General features: G+C 72.5%; 13 protein-coding genes. 5 read left to right on the top strand and 8 right to left on the bottom strand.

What is annotated here, in order from left to right; translation table 11 throughout:
* Positions 1 to 69: 69 nt before the first annotated feature.
* The gene (locus ACFWBT_RS04825; RefSeq protein WP_385695924.1) at positions 70 to 909 is read right to left on the bottom strand and encodes a hypothetical protein; all 840 of its coding nucleotides are present in this window, start codon (positions 907 to 909) and stop codon (positions 70 to 72) included.
* Positions 910 to 1016: 107 nt separating this feature from the next.
* Between ACFWBT_RS04825 and ACFWBT_RS04830 the strand changes: the two genes are divergently transcribed.
* Both ACFWBT_RS04830 and ACFWBT_RS04835 read left to right on the top strand, forming a co-directional pair.
* Positions 1017 to 1802 (top strand): SDR family oxidoreductase, encoded by a 786-nt coding sequence (locus tag ACFWBT_RS04830; RefSeq protein WP_385695926.1) that lies wholly within the window; start codon positions 1017 to 1019, stop codon positions 1800 to 1802.
* 401 nt (positions 1803 to 2203) lie between these two features.
* Positions 2204 to 3775 carry a sodium:solute symporter family protein gene (locus ACFWBT_RS04835; protein ID WP_385695929.1) on the top strand — a complete coding sequence of 524 codons (1572 nt, stop codon included), beginning with the start codon at positions 2204 to 2206 and terminating at the stop codon, positions 3773 to 3775.
* 71 nt (positions 3776 to 3846) lie between these two features.
* Here the strand turns inward: ACFWBT_RS04835 and ACFWBT_RS04840 are convergent, their stop codons facing one another.
* From ACFWBT_RS04840 to ACFWBT_RS04850, 3 genes are all read right to left on the bottom strand, one after another.
* The gene (locus ACFWBT_RS04840) at positions 3847 to 4962 is read right to left on the bottom strand and encodes an ADP-ribosylglycohydrolase family protein (RefSeq protein WP_385695931.1); all 1116 of its coding nucleotides are present in this window, start codon (positions 4960 to 4962) and stop codon (positions 3847 to 3849) included.
* 169 nt (positions 4963 to 5131) lie between these two features.
* On the bottom strand, positions 5132 to 8467 hold the full coding sequence (locus tag ACFWBT_RS04845; protein ID WP_385695933.1) for a tetratricopeptide repeat protein: 3336 nt from the start codon (positions 8465 to 8467) through the stop codon (positions 5132 to 5134).
* Between the two features lie 153 nt (positions 8468 to 8620).
* On the bottom strand, positions 8621 to 11215 hold the full coding sequence (locus ACFWBT_RS04850) for a bifunctional FO biosynthesis protein CofGH (RefSeq protein WP_385695936.1): 2595 nt from the start codon (positions 11213 to 11215) through the stop codon (positions 8621 to 8623).
* Positions 11216 to 11410: 195 nt separating this feature from the next.
* Here ACFWBT_RS04850 and ACFWBT_RS04855 point away from each other — a divergent pair, with 195 nt between their 5' ends.
* The 3 genes from ACFWBT_RS04855 (at position 11411) to ACFWBT_RS04865 (ending at position 14257) form a co-directional block, all read left to right on the top strand.
* Positions 11411 to 12925: a CehA/McbA family metallohydrolase gene (locus ACFWBT_RS04855; RefSeq protein ID WP_385695938.1), complete on the top strand. Its 1515-nt coding sequence runs from the start codon at positions 11411 to 11413 to the stop codon at positions 12923 to 12925.
* Positions 12926 to 13006: 81 nt separating this feature from the next.
* Positions 13007 to 13132, top strand: a complete 126-nt coding sequence (locus ACFWBT_RS04860; RefSeq protein WP_385695940.1) for a hypothetical protein — start codon at positions 13007 to 13009, stop codon at positions 13130 to 13132.
* Positions 13133 to 13453: 321 nt separating this feature from the next.
* A complete protein-coding gene (locus ACFWBT_RS04865) occupies positions 13454 to 14257 on the top strand; it encodes a DUF4232 domain-containing protein (protein ID WP_385695942.1) in 804 nt (267 codons plus the stop codon).
* Positions 14258 to 14282: 25 nt separating this feature from the next.
* On the opposite strand, the gene ACFWBT_RS04870 is transcribed toward ACFWBT_RS04865, so the two are convergent.
* The 4 genes from ACFWBT_RS04870 to ACFWBT_RS04885 form a co-directional block, all read right to left on the bottom strand.
* Complete coding sequence (locus ACFWBT_RS04870) at positions 14283 to 14990, bottom strand: TetR/AcrR family transcriptional regulator (protein ID WP_385695992.1); 708 nt, start codon at positions 14988 to 14990, stop codon at positions 14283 to 14285.
* Positions 14991 to 15109: 119 nt separating this feature from the next.
* Positions 15110 to 15859, bottom strand: a complete 750-nt coding sequence (locus tag ACFWBT_RS04875; RefSeq protein WP_385695945.1) for an SDR family oxidoreductase — start codon at positions 15857 to 15859, stop codon at positions 15110 to 15112.
* A gap of 265 nt (positions 15860 to 16124) precedes the next feature.
* Positions 16125 to 17603, bottom strand: a complete 1479-nt coding sequence (locus ACFWBT_RS04880) for an aldehyde dehydrogenase family protein (RefSeq protein WP_385695947.1) — start codon at positions 17601 to 17603, stop codon at positions 16125 to 16127.
* Complete coding sequence (locus tag ACFWBT_RS04885) at positions 17600 to 19330, bottom strand: amidohydrolase family protein (RefSeq protein WP_385695949.1); 1731 nt, start codon at positions 19328 to 19330, stop codon at positions 17600 to 17602. The genes ACFWBT_RS04880 and ACFWBT_RS04885 overlap by 4 nt, the downstream gene beginning before the upstream one ends.
* Between the last annotated feature and the right edge of the window lie 6 nt (positions 19331 to 19336).

Below are 19336 nucleotides of genomic sequence, written 5' to 3' on the forward strand. Positions count from 1 at the left end.
GCCCGCCGTCCTGGCCGAGGGGGCTCGGCCCCTTTTTCGGGGGCTAGGTTCGCCGTAGGGCACCCTTCTTCAGCGCAGCCGGTCCACGTACGTGTCCGTTCCCGGCACCGTGGGGACGAAGGGGGCCACCAACTCCACCCGCCCGAGCCCCGATTCGGCCACGGCCTCGTCCAGGCCCGTGAAGGACGCCTCCCAGCACTCCCGCGGGTCCGCCTCCAGGAACCACAGCAGGGTCAGCCGGGTGTCCACGCCCTCGACCTGCTTGACGTAGGTCATCCGGTCGCCGGGGAGCGGGGTCGGCCGGAACAGGGTGACCAGGGCGGCGGGCGAGCCGGCCAGCCGCCCGGGGAGATGGCGGGAGCGCAGCCACTCCAGCAACTCGGCTCGTTGGTCGGCCGATTCGGCGTCGACGACCTCGACCACGAGCCCCGCGTAGGGGTGGTCGAGGGCGTGGAAGTCCCGGGGGCCGGCGGCGCCGTCGCGGTAGACGGTGGCCTCGTGGTCCTGGAAGGCCGTGAAGACGTGCGTACGGTCCTGGTAGACGCGGCCGTCGCGGTTCAGCCGCCTGTTGATGCCGACGGTCCACTTCATGTGGTCGTCGTAGCGGCCGTCGGTGACCCAGTAGGTGGAGATGTAGCAGCCCGCGGTGACCGGCTGGGCGACGGCCGACTTCTCTGGGTAGCGCAGCAGTTGGAGGTCGCGGGTGGCCACCCAGCGGCGTCCGGCGTACATCCAGGGCATGGCCATCGCGCCGGCGTAGTAGTGGTCGTCCTCGTACCAGCGGTTGTAGGCGTACTCGTGGCCCGGGTGCGGTTCGACCATGGTGATCAGGGCGTGGCCCGGGTGGACGCCGTACGGGCCGAGGGCGGCCAGTTCCGCGTAGGTCTCGCTGCGGGTCTCCTCAGACATGGACGGTCTCCTTCCTCGGTGGAACGTGCGCGGGACTTCCTTCCTCCGCCGGACGCCCATACTCTGACGCCCCGTCAGGAAATCCGCCAGAGTCCTGGAGGTATGCGATGTCACTGCTCACCGGCCGGACCGTCGTGGTGTCGGGTGTCGGAGCGGGGCTCGGCCATCAGGTCGCGGCGGCCGTGGTGCGCGACGGGGGCAACGCGGTGCTCGGGGCGCGCACGGAGGCGAACCTGGCCAAGTCGGCGGCCGAGATCGACCCGGACGGCGCGCACACGGCGTTCCGCGCGACGGACATCACCGACGAGGAGCAGTGCGAGGCTCTGGCGGCGCTCGCGGCGGAGCGCTTCGGGCGGCTCGACGCGGTGGTCCATGTCGCCGCCTGGGACAGCTACTTCGGCGGTCTGGAGGACGCCGACTTCGCGACCTGGCGGTCGGTCATCGACGTGAACCTGCTCGGCACGCTCCGGATGACCCGGGCCTGCCTGCCCGCCCTGAAGGAGAGCGGCGGCTCGGTCGTCATCATCGGCACGCAGTCGTCGGTCGCCGCGCCGAGCCAGGTGCGGCAGGCGGCGTACGCGGCCTCGAAGGGCGCGCTGACGAGCGCGATGTACTCCCTGGCGCGGGAGCTCGGTCCGCACCGGATACGGGTCAACACCGTGCTGCCCGGCTGGATGTGGGGCCCGCCCGTCGAGGCGTACGTGCAGTTCACGGCGTACACCGAGAAGGTGCCCGAGGCGGACGTGCTGAAGCGGCTGACCGAACGGATGGCCCTGCCCGAGCTGGCCACGGACGGGGACGTGGCGGACGCCGCGGTGTTCCTGGCGTCCGACCGGTCGCGGGCGATCACGGGACAGTCGCTGCTCGTGAACGCGGGCGAAGTCATGCGCTAGGCGGTGCGGTGGGCGCGGCCCCCTTTCCCAGGCGCACGGGACCCGCATCCCGTACGGCTGTCGGTCGGTCATCGCTGCTGTGGTGCTGCTGTGGGTGGTGCCGTGGTTCTGACGAAGTGCCCGCTCATCGTGTGTTCCACGTCACGAGCACGACAACAGCCCGACGGGTAAAGTAGAGGCAAAATCGTTCTGCTTTCTGATCTGCGTTCATATCTGTGACCGCGTGAGGTCTTGACCGGCTGGTCGAACCAGCGGTTCAATCCCCCAAGTCCCCGCTCCCGCACGGGGGCGCCGCCCTCCCCCAAGCCCTCGGGTTCGCTCGAGCAGGGGGACACCATGCGTACTGGCGAAGTGCCGTCCGGTATCTGCAGGTTCACAAGGCGGACCCCTGGAGGGGGCACATGAACGGTCTCGACTGGGCCGTCCTGGTCGCGTATTTCGGTGTCATGACCGCGATCGGTGTCTGGTCCCACAAGCGTGTGGAAGATGTCAGCGACTTCTTCACCGCGGGCGGCAAGATGCCGTGGTGGCTGTCCGGCATCTCGCACCACATGTCGGGCTACAGCGCGGTGATGTTCACCGGTTACGCCGGCATCGCGTACACCTACGGCATCACCTCGTACGTCACCTGGGCACTGCCCATCGCCATCGGCGTCGCCATCGGCGCCAAGGCCTTCGCGCCCCGGCTCAACCGGCTGCGCTCACGGCTGCACGTCGCCTCACCGCTCGAATACCTCAAGGACCGCTACAACGTGCCGACGCAGCAGGCGCTGGCGTGGTCCGGCATCCTGCTGAAGATCGTGGACGTCGGCGCGAAGTGGGCGGCCATCGCCACCCTGCTCAGCGTCTTCACCGGCGTCACGCTCACCCAGGGCATCATCATCACCGGCGGCATCACGGCCGTGTACTGCACGATCGGCGGGCTGTGGGCCGACGCGCTGACCGAACTCGGCCAGTTCATCATCCAGTTGCTGGCCGGTCTGGCGATGCTGATCATCGCGCTGAACAAGATCTCCGACCAGGGCGGCCTCTCCAAGGCGCTGGACTCGCCGAAGCTGCACGGTCACGCGGACGGGTTCGCGGGCCCGTACATGACGGTGTTCTTCATCGCCTACCTGTTCATCAAGCTGTTCGAGTACAACGGCGGCATGTGGAACCAGGCCCAGCGCTACATGGCGACGGGCAGCGCGAAGCAGGCCACCCGGTCCGCCTTCCTCTCCGCCGGTCTGTGGTTCGTGTGGCCGCTCATCCTGTTCATCCCGATGTGGCTGTCGCCCCTCCTCGTCACGGCGGAGAAGCCGGACGGCTCGGACGCGTACGGCCTGATGACCGAGCAGCTGCTGCCGCACGGTCTGCTGGGCCTGGTCGTGGTCGGGTTCTTCTCGCACACGATGGCCATGTGCTCCTCGGACGCGAACGCCATCGCGGCCGTGTTCACCCGGGACGTGGCGCCGGTGCTCTCCAAGGCCGCGCGCGCCTGGGACACCCGTGCGGGGCTCATCGCGGGCCGCGTCACCACCGTCGCCTTCCTCGGCTTCTCCATGGCGGTGGCCACCCAGGTCAACTCCCCCACGTTCAAGGACATCATCACCGTCGTCATCAAGTGGGTGGCGGGGCTCATGGGACCGATCGCGATCCCGTTCATCCTGGGTCTGCTGCGGCCGTTCCGTAAGTCCGGCCCGACGGCGGCGCTGACCAGCTGGGCCTGCGGTCTGCTCGCCTTCTTCTTCGTCAACTACAACCTGGACTTCTCCCAGCGCACGGACGTGAAGCTGGAGTACCAGGTCTCCGTGCCGATGGCCATCTCGCTCGTCCTGTACATCCTCATCGGCTTCCTGAGGCCCGAGGACACCCCGGAGCGGGACGCCCTCATCGAGATCATCAACACGGACGACGACGGCTCGGCCGCCGCGGCGGTCCCGGCCCCGGCGGGGGCGCCGGACGGGGTGGTGGGCACTCCGGTGAAGGACTAGCGGGACGAACGGAGCGAGAGGTCCGGGAAGGGGAAGGTCCGGGGCACACGGGGCGTGCGCCCCGGGACGGCTCAGGCCCGCGGGTAGCGGGCGAGCCAGCCCGGGGACGATCCGGTGGGCCCGTGCAGCGCGGGCCCCTGGGTCATCTCCATCGCGAAGTCGTCCGCGAGCACCAGCACCGTGGGACGGCCCTCCAGTTCGGCCAGCCAGGCCGGCGGGAGGGCCGTCTCGCCGTGCAGGGCGCCCAGCAGGCCGCCGGTGAGGGCGCCGGTCACCGCGGAGGGCCCGCCGTGGTTCACCGCGAGGCACAGGCCGTGCCGGACGTCCTCGCCGACGAGCACGCAGTACACCGCGACGGCGAGGGCCCCCTCGGCGGTGCCGCCCGCGGCGAGCTCCTCGACCCGCGCCGGTGAGGGCATCCCCTGCCGTACGGCGCCCAGCGCGTACTGGAGCGCGTCGGCGACCCGCTGGTGCCCGGGACGGGTCGCGAGCAGCGCGAGGGCCTGCTGCACGGCCGCGTCGAGGTTCTCGCCGCGGGCGAGCGCGTGCACGATCACGGCGTACGCGCCCGCCGTCAGGTAGGCCGTGGGGTGACCGTGCGTCTGCGCGGCGCACTCGACGGCGAGTTGCATCACGAGCTGCGGCTCCCAGCCGACGAGCAGCCCGAAGGGCGCGGAGCGGGCGGCGGCCTCGGGGCCCGGCTCACCGGGGTTCTTGGGCGCGTCGAGCGTGCCCATGATCTCGTCGGCGAGGCCGAGGATATTGGCCCTGGCCGGGTCGCGGCGGGCGTAGAGCCACTCCTCGCGGGCCAGCCAGCCGTCGTCCTTGCGGCGTTCGTCGGGCCCCCAGTCGCTCTGGGTGGCCGCCCAGCGGCGGTAGGCGCGGTGCACGTCGAACGGCGGATGCCAGGCGCCGGTGTCGCGGCGCACCTGGGCACGGATCAGCCCGTCGACGCTGAACAGGGCGAGCTGGGTGAGGTGCGTGACGGCGCCGCGCCGGCCGTACGCGGAGGCCAGGTCGAGGAGTCCCTCCGCGCCGTGCGCCGACCGGATCTCCTCCAGGGAGAGCCCGTCGAGCGGCGCGCCCAGGGCGTCACCGACGGCCGCGCCCAGCAGCGTTCCGCGGACCCGGCTGCGGAAGTCCTGCTGTTCACCACGGCCCCAGACGGCACCGGCTGTCGCACCCACCGAGACCTCCTGAGGCACCGTCCGTACATCCGACAGCTAAGCACTGTAATCGAACGGGAACGGTCGGTTGAGGCTGCGGATCCATAAAGGGGATGTGGTCCTGGTGTCCCCAAGCGGTCGGGTACGGGCAGTGTTCGGGAGAATGCGCAGACTTCGGACCCTCCCGCCGTCAGTCCGTGTAACGCGCCCGGATCGCGTCGCGGGCCGCTGTGACCGTCGTGAGGCGCGGGGTGAGGCGCGCATGGTCGGTGTCGGGTCCGAGCAGGAGTTCGGTGAGGATGTCCGCGAGCTCGGCCAGGTCGTCCCAGTCGGGTTCCGTGGCCAGGACCTCGGCCAGCCCCCGGTCGGCGTCGGCCCAGTCCCCGAGGGCCCAGCCGATGATGCACCGGCCCGACAGACGGGTGAGCTCGTCCGGTTCCTCCGTGTCCAGGAGCCGTTCCAGCTCACGCCACCAGGGTTCCGCGGCCGCCCGGCCCCGGGACCGCGCTTCGGTCATCGCCAGCTGGAACGTGCCCGGTAGCGGTTCCTCGGCACGGAGCCGTTCCGAGAGGTGCCGGGCCCGCGCCCACTCCCCGGTGTGCCGGAAGACCTCGACGCGCAGGTAGTCGAGGTCGAGGTCGAGCGGGTCGTCCTGGCCCGGCGCCGGGTCCGCCTCGGACAGCCGGGCCATCGCCTCGTCCCACCGGCCGCAGTGGAGCAGCGTCTCCACGATCTTGCAGCGTGCCGTGTCCCGGTCCCGGTCTCCGGTCCCGCCCAGGGCGATCAGCCGTTCCCAGTCGGCGAGAGCCCGCTCGGTCCGCCCGGTCGCCAGGAACACGTGGGCTCGCTGGTCGTACGCGTAGGCGTAGTCCGATTCGGCCGCCAGGGCCCGGTCCAGCCAGGTCAGCGCCGTCGCGTAGTCCTTCAGGTCGCGGTAGGTCGCCCCCAGGCAGCCGAGCGCCGAGGCGTTGCCGGGATCCCGGTCCAGCACGCGCCGGAAGACGGTGATCGCCTCCTGGTGCCTTTCCTCGATCCGGAGGGCGTTGCCCAGCTCGACCTCGATCCAGTCGGCCTCCGGACTCGCCGCGAGCGCGCGCCGCAGATCCTCGTGCGCGCCGGACAGGTCCTCCAGCCGCCACCTCACCCGGGCCCGCATCACCAGGGCCCAGGAGTAGTCCGGCTCCAGCGCGACGGCACGTTCGAGATCGGCCAGCGCCCGCGCGCTGTCGCCCAGCCCGTGGTGCGACACCCCGCGGCTCGCCAGGGCCGAGGCGTAGTCGGCCTTGAGTTCGATGGCCCGGCCGAGTTCGGCGACGGCCTCCTCGAAGCGGCCCGCGAGCCGGTAGGCGTCGCCCCGTTCCGACGCGACCCAGGCGGAGTCCGGCTCCAGGCGGGCCGCCCGGTCCAGATCGGCGAAGGCCTTGTCCCACTCGCCGGTGTCACGGCGCAGCCGGGCCCTGCGGACGAGCGTCCAGAGGTGGTGCTCGTCGATGCCCAGCGCGCGGTCGAAGTCGGCGCCCGCCGCCTCGAACCGGTCGAGGGCGTGCCGGCACACCGCTCGGGAGGCGAGCGAGTCGGCGTCCGTCGGGTCGAGGGCGACGGCCCGGTCGAAGTCGGCCACCGCTTCCTCGAAACGGCCCGCCAGGCGGTGCGTCTCCGCCCGCTCCGCGATGATCCACCCCGTGTCCGGCCGCAGCTCGTCCGCGCGGTCGAAAGCGGCCAGCGCCGCGGTGAAGTCACCCAGCAGCTGGTGGGTGAAGCCACGGCCGTAGTGCGCCCGCGCCTCGTCCGGATCGATCTCGACCGCCCGGTCGTACTCGGCCAGGGCCCGCTCGTACTCCCCGCCGGTGCGCAGCTCCCTGGCCCGCACCCCGTGCGCCAGGGCCCGGCCGGGGCCGTGCAGCGCGGGGCGGGCCAGCAGCAGATCCATCGCCCTGGACACCCCGTCCTCGTCGTCCGCGAGGGCCTCGGTCAGTCCCCGGCCCAGTTCGCGCAGGGCAGGGTCGCCCGCCGCGTCTCCGGCCTCCTGGAGCATTCTGGCCCAGTTGCGCCCGGCCACCTGGTCGGCGCGGCACGCCTCGACCACGTTGCGCAGCGCGTCACCCAGCGCGGCGAGCGGCCTGGCGCACAGCCGGTGGTACGACTCCTCCAGCAGCAGCCGGCGCCACGGCTCGTGCTTCCACACCTCGTCGGGGGCGAACAGGCCGCTCCCCGCCTCGCCGCGCCAGCGGCCGAAGACCTCCGCGAGCCTCTCGTGGCGCTCGGTCCAGCCGCGCGGGGAATGGCGCCGCTGCAACCGGAGCATCGGCTCGCGGACCAGGCCGTGGTACCGGACCCGGTCACCGCGGCCGTCGACGAACGGCAGCCCGCGCAGCCAGCCGAACAGCGCGTCGGCGTCCTCGTCGGCGCACTCCACGGCCGCCCGGAACACATCCAGGTCGAGGCTCCGGGGAAGGGCGCACGCGAGGGCCACCGCCCGGCGGACCGGGTCCGGTTCCCACTTCAGGAAGCGTTCGACGGCGGTGGCCGAGGGGTCGCCGATGTCCTCGGGGTCGGCGGGGCGCTGCTCGGCCAGCGTCGAGACCAGCAGGGGCAGTCCGCCGGTGAGGCGCAGCACCTCCACGACCACGGGCTCCGCCACGACCCCCTTGTCCGCGAGGAGGCCCCGCGCCTCGGTCTCCGTGAAGGGACCGAGGGGCAGGTCGGTGACGAAGTCGGTGAAGCCGCCCCAGCGGGAGGTGTCGAAGGGGCGCTGCCCCGCGGTCACCACGACGACCGTGGCGGGCAGCAGGCCGTGCTCCCGGGTCGCCATCACCGCGTGGAGCCAGGCGTCGAGGAACGGTCCCGTCCGCTCGTAGGTGTCGAAGAACAGGACGATCCACGGTACGGCCGACGCCACCTCGGCGAGCTCCGCGACGAGGACCGGGGTGAGCACGGCGTGCGGCGACAGGACCAGCCGCACGTCCTCCTGGTTGCGGAGGCGGGCACTGAGTCCGGCCCGCAACCAGTCGGCGCCCTGCGCCAGTTGGGCGGGGTCGAGGACCCCGGCGAGGGCGCCGACCCCGGGCACCATCCCCAGCCCCACCAGTCCGGCCCGCGCCACCGTCAGGCTGCCCGCCGAAGGGCCGGGCCGCTCGGGCTCCTGCGGGGCGAGGGCGGCGGCCTCCGCCTCGTGCCGCCGCTCGTGGTACGCCGTCAGCAGGCGGTCCAGTTCCTTGAACCGGTGCCCCTGCGCGGCGAACCGACGGCTCAGCGCCGCCATGGCCTCGGGCAAACTGCCGACGCTCTCGTCGACGTAGGCCGTCAGCGCGCCGCGCTCACGCGCCAGTTGTTCCATCTCGCGGACCAGGAACGTCTTGCCGACGCCCGCGTTGCCGTGCACATGGAACAGGAACCGGTGCCGCTCGTCCTCGGGTGGCAGGTCGAAGTTGGCGCGGAACGTGGCCCGTTCGGCCCCGCGCCCGACGAACCCGTGCCGCCGCCGCCCCTCGATCAGCTCCTGCATCGACGGCCGCGCCCGCACCATTCGCCCGCCTCCTCCGCCTAGGCACACCCGGTGCGCCCGGCCCGCCCGGTTCCGTCCTCCAGTCTGACGCAACTCACCCCGGAATGAACGGCGGTGACACCGGTGGACGGACGGCCGGAACCAGTTTCCGGCCGCCCCCCAACCGCTCTTCCCTCAGTCCAGCACCGGGAGCAGTTCCGGCAGGTGACCGTCGGAGGCGGCCGCGGCCCTCTGGCGTTCCTCGGGGACCTCGCCGTACACGGTGGTGCGGGGTCTGGCCGGGCGGCCCGCGGCCTCGGCGACCGCGATCAGGTCCTTGACCGACTTGTAGGAGCCGTAACTGGAGCCCGCCATACGGGAGATGGTCTCCTCCATCAGAGTGCCGCCCAGGTCGTTGGCGCCGGAGCGGAGCATCTCGGCCGCACCCTCGGTGCCCAGCTTGACCCAGCTGGTCTGGATGTTGGGGATGTGCGGGTGCAGCAGGAGGCGGGCCATTGCCATGACCGCGCGGTTGTCGCGGGTCGTCGGGCCGGGGCGGGCGATGCCGGCCAGGTAGACGGGGGCGTTGGTGTGGATGAACGGGAGGGTCACGAACTCCGTGAAGCCGCCGGTCTGCTGCTGGATGCGGGCGAGCGTGCGGAAGTGGCCGAGCCAGTGCCGGGGCTGGTCGACATGGCCGTACATCATGGTGGAGGAGGAGCGGATGCCGAGTTCGTGGGCCGTGGTGACCACCTCGATCCAGGTCGCCGCGGGCAGTTTGCCCTTCGTCAGGACCCAGCGGACCTCGTCGTCCAGGATCTCCGCGGCCGTGCCGGGGATGGTGTCCAGGCCCGCTTCCTTGGCCGCCGTCAGCCACTCGCGGATCGACAGGCCGGTGCGGGTCGCGCCGTTCACCACCTCCATCGGGGAGAAGGCGTGGACGTGCATGCCGGGGACGCGTTCCTTCACCGCCTTCGCGATGTCGAAGTACGCCGTGCCGGGCAGGTCCGGGTGGATGCCGCCCTGCATGCACACCTCGACGGCGCCGAGGTCCCAGGCCTGGGCGGCGCGGTCCGCGACCTGGTCCAGGGAGAGCGTGTACGCGTCTGCGTCCGTGCGGCGCTGGGCGAAGGCGCAGAAACGGCAGCCGGTGTAACAGACGTTGGTGAAGTTGATGTTGCGGGTGACGATGTACGTGACGTCGTCGCCGACCGCCGCCTTGCGCACGTCGTCGGCGATCCGGCACAGCACGTCCAGCGCCGGTCCGTCGGCGTGCAGCAGCGCGAGGGCCTCGTCGTCGGTCAGCCTCGTCGGGTCGTCGGCGGCGGTCGCGAGCGCGGCCCGTACGTCCGTGTCGATCCGGGACGGCACCATGCCGGGGGCCGCGGCCTCCCGCAGCGCCTCCCAGTCGCCGTACACCGCGTCGAAGTCGTCGCGGCGGTCGCCGGTGCGGCCCTCGGTGTCGATGGTGTGGTGCAGGTCGGTGCGCCCCGAGGAGGTGAAGGCCTCCTCGGGCTCCTGCCAGGGGTGGCCCTCGACCACCGCGTCCGGCACCGCGAGGCCGGTCTCCGGGTCCGCCAGCGCCCGTACGTGCGGCAGCAGACGCGGGTCCAGCCAGGGCTCGCCGCGCTGCACGAACTCCGGGTAGACACACAGGCGTTCGCGGAGTTCGAAGCCCGCCTCGGCCGACTGCTCGCGCAGCAGCTCGATCTGCGGCCAGGGGCGCTCGGGATTGACGTGGTCGATGGTCAGGGGCGAGACCCCGCCCCAGTCGTCGATGCCTGCCCCGATGAGCCGCCCGTACTCGCTGTCGACCAGGTTGGGCGGGGCCTGGAGACAGGCGGCCGGGCCCATGATGTGCCGGGCGACGGCGACGGTGGCGACCAGCTCGTCCAGCTCCGCGTCCGGCATCCCGCGCATCGCGGTGTCCGGCTTGGCGCGGAAGTTCTGGATGATCAGTTCCTGGATGCCGTGGTAGGCCCGGGAGATCCGGCGCAGCGCGAACAGGGAGTCGGCGCGCTCCTCGTACGTCTCGCCGATGCCGATGAGGAGCCCGCTGGTGAACGGGACGGAGGAGCGGCCCGCGTCCTCCAGGACCCGCAGCCGGACGGCGGGCTCCTTGTCCGGGGAGCCGTGGTGCGGGCCGCCGGGCTCGGACCACAGCCGGGTCGCGGTCGTCTCCAGCATCATGCCCATCGACGGGGCGACCGGCTTCAGCCGCTGGAAGTCGGTCCACGACATCACCCCCGGGTTGAGGTGCGGCAGCAGGCCCGTCTCCTCCAGGATGCGGATCGAGATGGCCCGTACGTACGCGATCGTGTCGTCGTAGCCGTGCGCGTCCAGCCACTCGCGGGCCTCGGGCCAGCGGTCCTCCGGCTTGTCGCCGAGGGTGATCAGGGCTTCCTTGCAGCCGAGTTCGGCGCCCCGGCGGGCGATGTCCAGGACCTCGTCCGGGGACATGAACATCCCGTGGCCGGCCCGGCGCAGCTTTCCGGGGACGGTGACGAAGGTGCAGTAGTGGCACTTGTCCCGGCACAGCCGGGTCAGCGGGATGAAGACGCTCTTGGAATACGTGATGACACCGGTGCGGCCGGCCGCTTCCAGGCCCGCGTCCCGCACCCGGGCGGCGGAGGCGGTCAGGTCGTCGAGGTCCGCGCCGCGGGCCTGGAGCAGCACCGCCGCCTCGGCCACATCGAGCGCGACGCCGTCCCGGGCGCGCTTGAGTGCACGCCGCATGGAGTTCGCCGTCGGCCCGGATCCGGGAGTCGCGCCCGTTGCGGAGGTCGTCATCCTTCGAGCATACGGTCGAGGTGATCGGGTATCGCCGGGCCTGACCCCATTCGGGCCGCGCGGCATCTGTCGGTCTCCCCGAAAGCCGCCGATTCCCGTGCCGTGCCCCACCGTTCACCGCGTGCTCCCAAGGTGGTCCGTGGCACGTCGCATCACCCATGTCACTGTCACGCCGGACACCCTGGGAGCAGCAGCATGTGCGAGGACGACCACGGCATCGGCAGACGCGCGCTGTTCGTGACGGGAGCGGCGGCGGCGCTTACGTTGGGAAGCGTGACCTTCCCCAGCGGTGCGGACGCGGAAGCGGCGGACAACCAGGAGACGAGGACGGTGCGCGGCACCCTCCCCACCGGCTCCCCCGACTTCGTGTATCTCCCGGTCGAGGTGCCGGACGGGGTCGCGGAGATCAAGGTCTCCTACACCTACGAGAGGCCGTCCGTCCCGGCCGGGACCACGGGCAACGCCCTGGACATCGGCATCTTCGACGAGCACGGCACGGAGCTGGGCGGCCGGGGCTTCCGGGGCTGGTCGGGCGGCGCGCGCACGGAGTTCTTCATCCGCTCCGACGACGCGACCCCCGGGTACATCCCCGGCCCGGTCCGCCCCGGCACCTGGCACATCGCGCTCGGCCCGTACACGGTGGCGCCGCAGGGACTGGCGTACGAGGTCATCATCACGCTGACGTACGGCAAGGGGGCCGCGACCCCGGAGCCGGTGTACCCGCCCTCGCGCGCCAGGGGCCGCGGCCGCGCCTGGTACCGGGGCGACTGCCATCTGCACTCCTGGTACTCGGACGGCCGCCGCACCCCCGCCGAGATCGCGGCGCTGGCGCGGGCGGCGGGCCTGGACTTCATCAACTCCTCGGACCACAACACGCATTCCTCGCACCCGCACTGGGCCGACCAGGCGGGGGACGATCTGCTGATCATGCTCGGTGAGGAGGTCACCACGCGCAACGGGCACGTGCTGGCGCTCGGCACGGACCCCGGCACCTTCGTCGACTGGCGCTACCGGGCCCGCGACAACCGGTTCGGCCGGTTCGCGCGCCGTATCCGCGACGCCGGCGGGCTCGTGGTGCCCGCGCATCCGCACGCCACCTGCGTCGGCTGCGGCTGGAAGTTCGGCTTCGGGGAGGCGGACGCGGTCGAGGTGTGGAACGGCCCGTACACCCCCGACGACGAGGTCGCCCTCGCCGACTGGGACAGCATGCTGGTCGCCTCCGTGCGCGGGGGCCACGACTGGCTCCCGGCGATGGGCAACAGCGACGCCCACCGCGACCACGACCCGGTCGGCAGTCCCCAGACGGTCGTCCTGGCCGACGACCTGACCCGCGAGGCCGTCCAGGAGGGCATCCGCGCGGGCCGCTCCTACGTGGCCGAGTCGAAGCTGGTCTCCCTCGCCTTCACTGCGTCCGGCGGCAGGGGCCAACACGCGGGGATCGGGGAGCGCTTGAGGGTCGATCCGGACACCCCGGTGACCGTCCGCCTGGAGGCCACCGGCGCCCCGCGCTGCACCGTCCGCTTCGTCACCGACCAGGGCGTGCTGTTCACCAGCGCCCCGCTCCCGGTCGCGGGCTCCGGCACGGTCGAATGGCGTACGACGGCTGCGTACGCGGCGTACGTGCGCGCTGAGCTCCGCCACGAGACGGCGGCGGGGCCGGTTCCGGGGGCGCTGGCGGCGTTCACGAACCCGGTCTTCCTGGGGGCGTGACAGAGTCGACGCCGGCCTGGTCACCGGGCGCCCACTCCGCCCCGGCACTCCGCCCACAGCACCCTTGTGAAGGGACCCGAAATGCCGACATGGGCGTTCGCCGGGTCCCAGGTGGCCCGGCTGCACACCCTGCCCCGGGGCGACAGCACGGCGGTACGGCTGTTCGGTACGCGGCCGCTGACGGTGCGGGTGGACCTGCGCGGGTGAGGGGCGGCCGGGCGGGCGTCCCGGCAGGCATCCCAGGCTTCTGCGTTTTTGCAGGTCATCGGGGGTGGGATGGTTCCACCGTCCCAGGTTGGCGGGCGGCTGTTGTCCCAGGCCCACGAGGAATCCCATGCTGTGGCTGTCGCACCGGCTGGGCACGTCGTCCGCTCGGCAGCGCCGACACCCCGGCCCGCCCGTCCACGGGGGACACCCATGTCCTCATGCACCCAGGACGGGCGGATGCCCAGGGCGGATTCCCCGAGTGGGTGCCCGGCCGCCGGCGCATGCGACCTCCATACGGATCGGAAAAGGAACGGGGACACCATGAACACGCCTGCCCGCAGGAACCACAAGAGCCCGGGGAACTGGAAGTCCTACGCCCTCGGGGCCGTGGCGGCCGCGGCACTGCTCGCGACCACGGCGTGCGAGCCGGGCGCGGCCGAAGGTTCGGACAGCTCCACGTCCTCGGCACAGCCGAGCGCGACGGCTTCGGCGAAGCCGGGCGGCGTTTCGGGCAACACGGGCGGCGACAAGGCCGGGAGCAGTGCCAGCAGCCCGGGGAGCGGAGCCAGCAGCCCCGGCAGCGGTGGGGGCACGAGCAGCGCCGGCGGCACGGGCGGCACGAGCAGCGGTGCCACCGGCAGCAGTGGCGGCACCTCGGGCGGTGGTGGCAGCACCGGCGGTGGCGGCAAGGCGACGATCGCCGCGTGCTCCCAGAAGGAGCTCGGGGTGTCCGCGGTGAAGGAGCGGGACGCCAGGCACCTCGTCCTCACCGTCCAGAACGCCGGCACAAAGAAGTGCAACCTCTACCGCTATCCCCTCGTGCGGCTCGGTGACGGTCGGACCACGGCGCCCGTGATCAAGGAGAGCGACGCGACCCCGGGGGTACCCGTCACCCTCGCTCCGGGTCAGGAGGGATATGCCGCTCTGCTCGTCAGCGGCCCCATGGACGAGTACGAGGCGAAGAGCATCACCCTCAGCCTCCAGGGTGCCAAGCCCGGCAGCAGCGCGGGCAAGCCGATCGATGTCCCCATGCCCGTCGACACGTTGTACGCCAACGACTTTCAGCGTGTCACCTACTGGACGACCGCTTCCGGCTACGCCCTGGACTTCATCATGTCGAAGTGACGAGGTGACAGGCCCCGACCGGACCTCAGCCCGTGTTGGACAGGCGGTCCAGCCACTCGGCGAACAGGGCCGTCTCGGCGGGGGTGAAGGCGGGGCTCGGGTTCTGCCGGAGCTGTGCGCCGAGGCGGGTCGCGGTGGCCGGGACGCCGGGGGTGTCGGGAGTGGCCGGCCGCGCTCCGGGGGTGGTCACGTCCGGGGTGAAGACCACGGCGTGCACCGCGTCCCGTACCCGGCGGGACAGGGTCTCGTCCGTGAAGGTCGCCGGGCGGGAGACCAGCATCAGACAGACGCCGACGTTGGCGGACATGATCATCTGCGCGGCGAGTTCGGGGGCGAGCCGCAGCGTGCCCCGCTCGGCGGCGCGGCGCAGGTCGCCGGTGAGGATCCGGTGGGCCTCCAGCGCCGCGGCGGGCGGGGTGCGCATCGCCGGGGAGTGCATCAGGCGGTAGAGGTTCGGGTTCCGCAGGGCGAACTCGGTGTGGCCGTCCCAGCCGTCGCGCAGGTCCTGTACCGGGTCCGTGCCGGGGTGGCGTTCCCGCTTGGCCGCCAGGTACCGCTCCCAGCCGTGGTCGACGACGGCCGACAGGAGGCCTTCCTTGTCACCGAAGTGGCGGTAGAGCGCCGGGGCGCCGACTCCGGCGGCCTCGCACACGGCCCGGGTCGAGACGTCCCCGTCCGGGGACCGCGCGACCAGCTCGGCGGCCACGGCGAGGATGCGCGCCTTGGTCCCCACGGGGGCGTCGGTGACGGGGTTTCCGGCGACGGGGGCGACGGGGGTGGCCTCGCCTGGGTTCGTACGGTCGCTCGACACGGAGTTCCTGACGTCGTCGGGTGGCGGGGGAACGGACGGGGTCAGACGATGCCGCCGTTGGCGCGCAGGACCTGGCCGTTGACCCAGCGGCCCCCGGGGCCCGCGAGGAAGGCGACGACGGAAGCGATGTCCTCGGGGGTGCCGAGGCGCTCCAGGGGCGGCTGGGACGCCATCCGCGCGATGGTCTCCTCGTCCTTGCCGTCCAGGAAGAGGGCGGTGGCGGTCGGGCCGGGGGCCACGGCGTTGACGGTGATGTCCCGGCCGCGCAGCTCGCGGGCGAGGATCAGGGTCATGGCCTCGACGGCGCCCTTGGTGGCGGCGTAGGCGGTGTAGCCGGGGATGGCGAGGGCCAGCACGGAGCTGGAGAAGTTGATGATCGCGCCGCCCCCGCGCAGCCGTCGTGCGGCCTGCTGGTCGACGACGAAGGTGCCGCGGATGTTGGTGCGGTGCATCCGGTCCAGGGCGTCGAGGTCGAGGTCGACGAGCGGGGCCAGGGTCATGACACCGGCCGCGTGGACGACGACGTCGACGCGGCCGAAGGTCTTCTCGGCCAGGTCGAAGAGGGCGGCGACCTCCGCCTCCTCGGCGACGTCGGCCCGGAAGGCGACGGCCTGCCCGCCCGCCTCGCCGATCGCCGCGACCGCCTTGTCGGCCTCGGCGGCGTTGCCCGCGTAGTTCACGACGACGGCGTATCCCTCACCGGCCAGCCGCTCGGCACTCTCGCGGCCGATGCCCCGGGATCCGCCGGTGACGATCGCGACGCGCGGGGAGGTGCTCGGCTGCTCACTCATGGCGTTGCTCCTTGTCTCGGCCGGGGCAGCGGGGTCCGCTTCCCGATAGGAGCAACGCTAACATCGAATCGATAGCAACGCTACGCGGCGCGGCACCCCACCCCGTAACACCGCTACGCCCACCGGAAAGGAGCGCGCCCGAGCCCAGGGCCAGGCACTCGCGCCGGAAGGGCCAGGCACGCCCGCCGGAAGGGCCAGACACTCGCGCCGGAAAAGACACGGCCGGAGCACCTGGCCCGGCCGCGTCCGTCCCGCACCGCGGGCTTCACCCCGGCCAGACGATCGCCTGTGTCTCGCTGTACGCGTGCAGGGCGTACGACCCCACGTCCCGTCCGACGCCGCTCTTCTTGAAGCCGCCGAAGGGCGCCTCCATGTTGCGGCCGACGGTGTTGACGCCGACGCCGCCCGCGCGCAGCCGGCGGGCGACGCGGAAGGCGCGGGCCACGTCCCCGGACCAGACGTAGTCGATCAGGCCGTAGTCGGAGTCGTTGGCGAGGGCGATCGCCTCCTCCTCGTCGTCGAAGGGCAGGACGACGACGACCGGGCCGAAGATCTCCTCCCTGACGACCCGCATGTCCGGTGTGCAGTCGGCGAGAAGCGTGGGCGCGACATAGAACCCGATGGGCAGGGAGGGCCGTTCACCGCCCGCCACCACCCGCGCGCCTTCCTTGCGCCCGAGTTCGACATACGACTCGACCCGGTCGCGGTGGGCCGCCGAGACGACCGGACCGACCACCGTGCCCTGCTCCCGCGGATCGCCCACTTTCAAGTGCCCCGCGTAGGCGGCCAGTTGCTGCACCAGCAGGTCGTGCACACCCCGCTGGACCAGCACCCGGGTCGGCGCCGTGCAGATCTGCCCGCTGTAGAAGGAGAAGGTCGTGCCGATGCCCGACACCGCCGAACCCAGATCCGCGTCGTCGAACACGATCGCCGCACCCTTGCCGCCCAGTTCCATCAGCTGGCGCTTCATGCCGCGCCCGCACACCTCGGCGATCCGCTGCCCGACCGCCGTCGAGCCGGTGAAACTGACCATGTCGACGTCCGGGGAGTCGACCGCCGCCTCGCCGGACTCCGCCGTCGAACCGCTGACCACGTTCACCACGCCCGGCGGCACGCCCGCCGCCTCCAGTGCCTCGGCCATCCGGTACACGGAGAGCGGGTCCTGCGGGGCCGGCTTCACCAGCACGGTGTTGCCCATCGCGAGGGCGGGGGCGATCTTGCCCGCCGGGTTGGCCCACGGATTGTTGTACGAGGTGATGCAGGTGACCACGCCGACCGGCTGGCGCACGGCGAGCGCGCCCATCACGGCCGCCCCGCCGAACGGCCCCGCCTCGTTGATCTGCGGCGGCAGCGGCTGCTCGACCGGTTCGGGCCGCGCGTAGCGCCGGAATCGGGCCACCCCGACCCCCACCTGCATCCCGCGCGCCGTCCCGGTGGTGGCGCCGCTCTCCGCCTGCGCGAGCTCGGCGTAGGGCACGAAGTTGCGCTGGATGACGTCCGCCGCGCGGGCGAGGACGGCGGCCCGCTCCTCGGCGGGCGTGCGCGACCACGCCCCGAACGCCTCACGGGCCGCTGCGGCGGCCGCGTGCACCTGGTTCCGCGAGGCCTCGGGGGCCCGTCCGACGACACCCTCGGTCGCCGGGTCGATCACCTCGTAGAACCCGTTGTCGGGCGCCACCCACGATCCGCCGATGAACAAGCGCTGCTCGGCGGCCCCGGGTTCCTTCCCGGCCCCGCCCGTCACCGGGTGCTCACCGTCCGGGTGTCGCGGCCCGACCGCAGCACCTTGCCCGGCACGGCGCCCGTCACCACGTCCTCCCGGATCGACTCGACGCCGTTGACCCACACGGCCTTCACCCCGATCGCCCGCGAGTCGAGCCGGGGACTGTCACCCGGCAGGTCGTGCACCAGGGTGGCCTTGCCCGCGTCGATCCGCTCCGGGTCGAACAGCACCAGGTCGGCGTGGAACCCGACCTCGACGCGCCCGCGGTCGCGCAGCCCGAAGAGCCGCGCCGGATCGTCCGTCAGCATCTTCACCGCCTGCTCCAGGGACGCGAGCCCGCGACCGCGCAGACAGTCGCCGAGGAACCGGGTGGTGTACGGGGCTCCGCACATGCGGTCCAGATGGGCGCCCGCGTCGGAGCCGCCGAGCAGGACGTCCTGGTGCTGCCAGGTCTCGGCGCGCAGCGCCCAGGAGTCCGGGTCGTTGTCGGTGGGCATGGGCCACAGGACCGTCCGCAGCTCGTCGGCCGCGCAGATCTCCACCAGGCACGCGAAGGGCTCCTGGCCGCGCTCGGCGGCGATGTCCCGCACCACGCGCCCGGTCAGGCCCTCGTTCGCCGCGCTGTAGGTGTCGCCGATGACGTACCGGCCGAAGTCGGCGAGCCGCCGGAAGACGCCCGCCTCCTTGCTGTCCGCGCGGCGCAGCATCTCGGCGCGGACCTCCGGGTCGCCGAGCTTCGCGATGCGCTCCGGGACGGGCAGGCCGAGAATCGGGCCCCAGCCGGGGATCAGGTTCAGCGCGCAGAAGGTGCCGAGCGACATGTTCATCGGGGTGAGGATCGGCATGGTGAGCGCGACGACCCGGCCGCCGGACTTGCGGGCGCGCTCGCTCGCCTCCAGCTGGCGCGGGACGCGCTCGGGCACGGCGGCGTCGATGGTCAGGACGTTCCAGTTGAGCGGGCGGCCGGCCACCGCGCTCATCTCCACGAACAGATCGATCTCGGCGTCGCTGAACTGGTCCAGGCAGCCGGCCACGATCGCCTCGATCTGGGTGCCCTCGTGCTCCCCCACGGCCTCTGCGAGGGCCAGCAGTTCGGCCGGCCCGGCGTGCCGGGAGGCGACCGGGCGGCCGTCGCCGTCGGAGTGGGTGGAGGACTGGGTGGTGGACAGGCCCCAGGCTCCGGCGTCCATGGCCTCGTGGAACAGCCGCAGCATGTCCGCGAGTTGTTCGGGCGTGGGCTGTCCGCCCACCGCGTCGGGGCCCATCACGTACCGCCGCAGCGCGCAGTGCCCCACCATGAAGCCCGCGTTGACGGCGATCCGTCCCTCCAGGGCGTCGAGGTACTCGCCGAAGCCGTGCCAGGTCCAGGGCGCGCCCTCCTCCAGGGCGACCAGCGACATGCCCTCGACCTTGGACAGCATGCGGCGGGTGTAGTCGGCGTCCTCGGGGCGGTCGGGGTGCAGCGGCGCGAGGGTGAACCCGCAGTTGCCGCCCGCGACCGTGGTGACCCCGTGGTTGAGGGACGGGGTCGCGTACGGGTCCCAGAAGAGCTGGGCGTCGTAGTGCGTGTGCGGGTCCACGAAGCCGGGGGCGAGGACGAGTCCGTGCGCGTCCTCGCTCGTCCGGGACGGCTCGGTGACCGTGCCGATCACGGCGATGCGGCCGTCCCGTATCCCCACGTCCGCGGTGTACGCGGGCGCGCCCGTCCCGTCCACGACGGTCGCGCCCTTGATCAGGTGGTCGAGCATCGCGGA

Source organism: Streptomyces sp. NPDC060027, from assembly GCF_042737005.1.
In the GTDB taxonomy this organism is placed as follows: Bacteria; Actinomycetota; Actinomycetes; order Streptomycetales; family Streptomycetaceae; genus Streptomyces.

Coding starts and splice junctions, on each gene's coding strand:
- ACFWBT_RS04825 (WP_385695924.1), bottom strand. CDS start 909: ATGTCTGAGGAGACCCGCAGCGAGACCTACGCGGAACTGGCCGCCCTC.
- ACFWBT_RS04830 (WP_385695926.1), top strand. CDS start 1,017: ATGTCACTGCTCACCGGCCGGACCGTCGTGGTGTCGGGTGTCGGAGCG.
- ACFWBT_RS04835 (WP_385695929.1), top strand. CDS start 2,204: ATGAACGGTCTCGACTGGGCCGTCCTGGTCGCGTATTTCGGTGTCATG.
- ACFWBT_RS04845 (WP_385695933.1), bottom strand. CDS start 8,467: ATGGTGCGGGCGCGGCCGTCGATGCAGGAGCTGATCGAGGGGCGGCGG.
- ACFWBT_RS04850 (WP_385695936.1), bottom strand. CDS start 11,215: ATGACGACCTCCGCAACGGGCGCGACTCCCGGATCCGGGCCGACGGCG.
- ACFWBT_RS04855 (WP_385695938.1), top strand. CDS start 11,411: ATGTGCGAGGACGACCACGGCATCGGCAGACGCGCGCTGTTCGTGACG.
- ACFWBT_RS04860 (WP_385695940.1), top strand. CDS start 13,007: ATGCCGACATGGGCGTTCGCCGGGTCCCAGGTGGCCCGGCTGCACACC.
- ACFWBT_RS04865 (WP_385695942.1), top strand. CDS start 13,454: ATGAACACGCCTGCCCGCAGGAACCACAAGAGCCCGGGGAACTGGAAG.
- ACFWBT_RS04875 (WP_385695945.1), bottom strand. CDS start 15,859: ATGAGTGAGCAGCCGAGCACCTCCCCGCGCGTCGCGATCGTCACCGGC.
- ACFWBT_RS04885 (WP_385695949.1), bottom strand. CDS start 19,330: ATGCTCGACCACCTGATCAAGGGCGCGACCGTCGTGGACGGGACGGGC.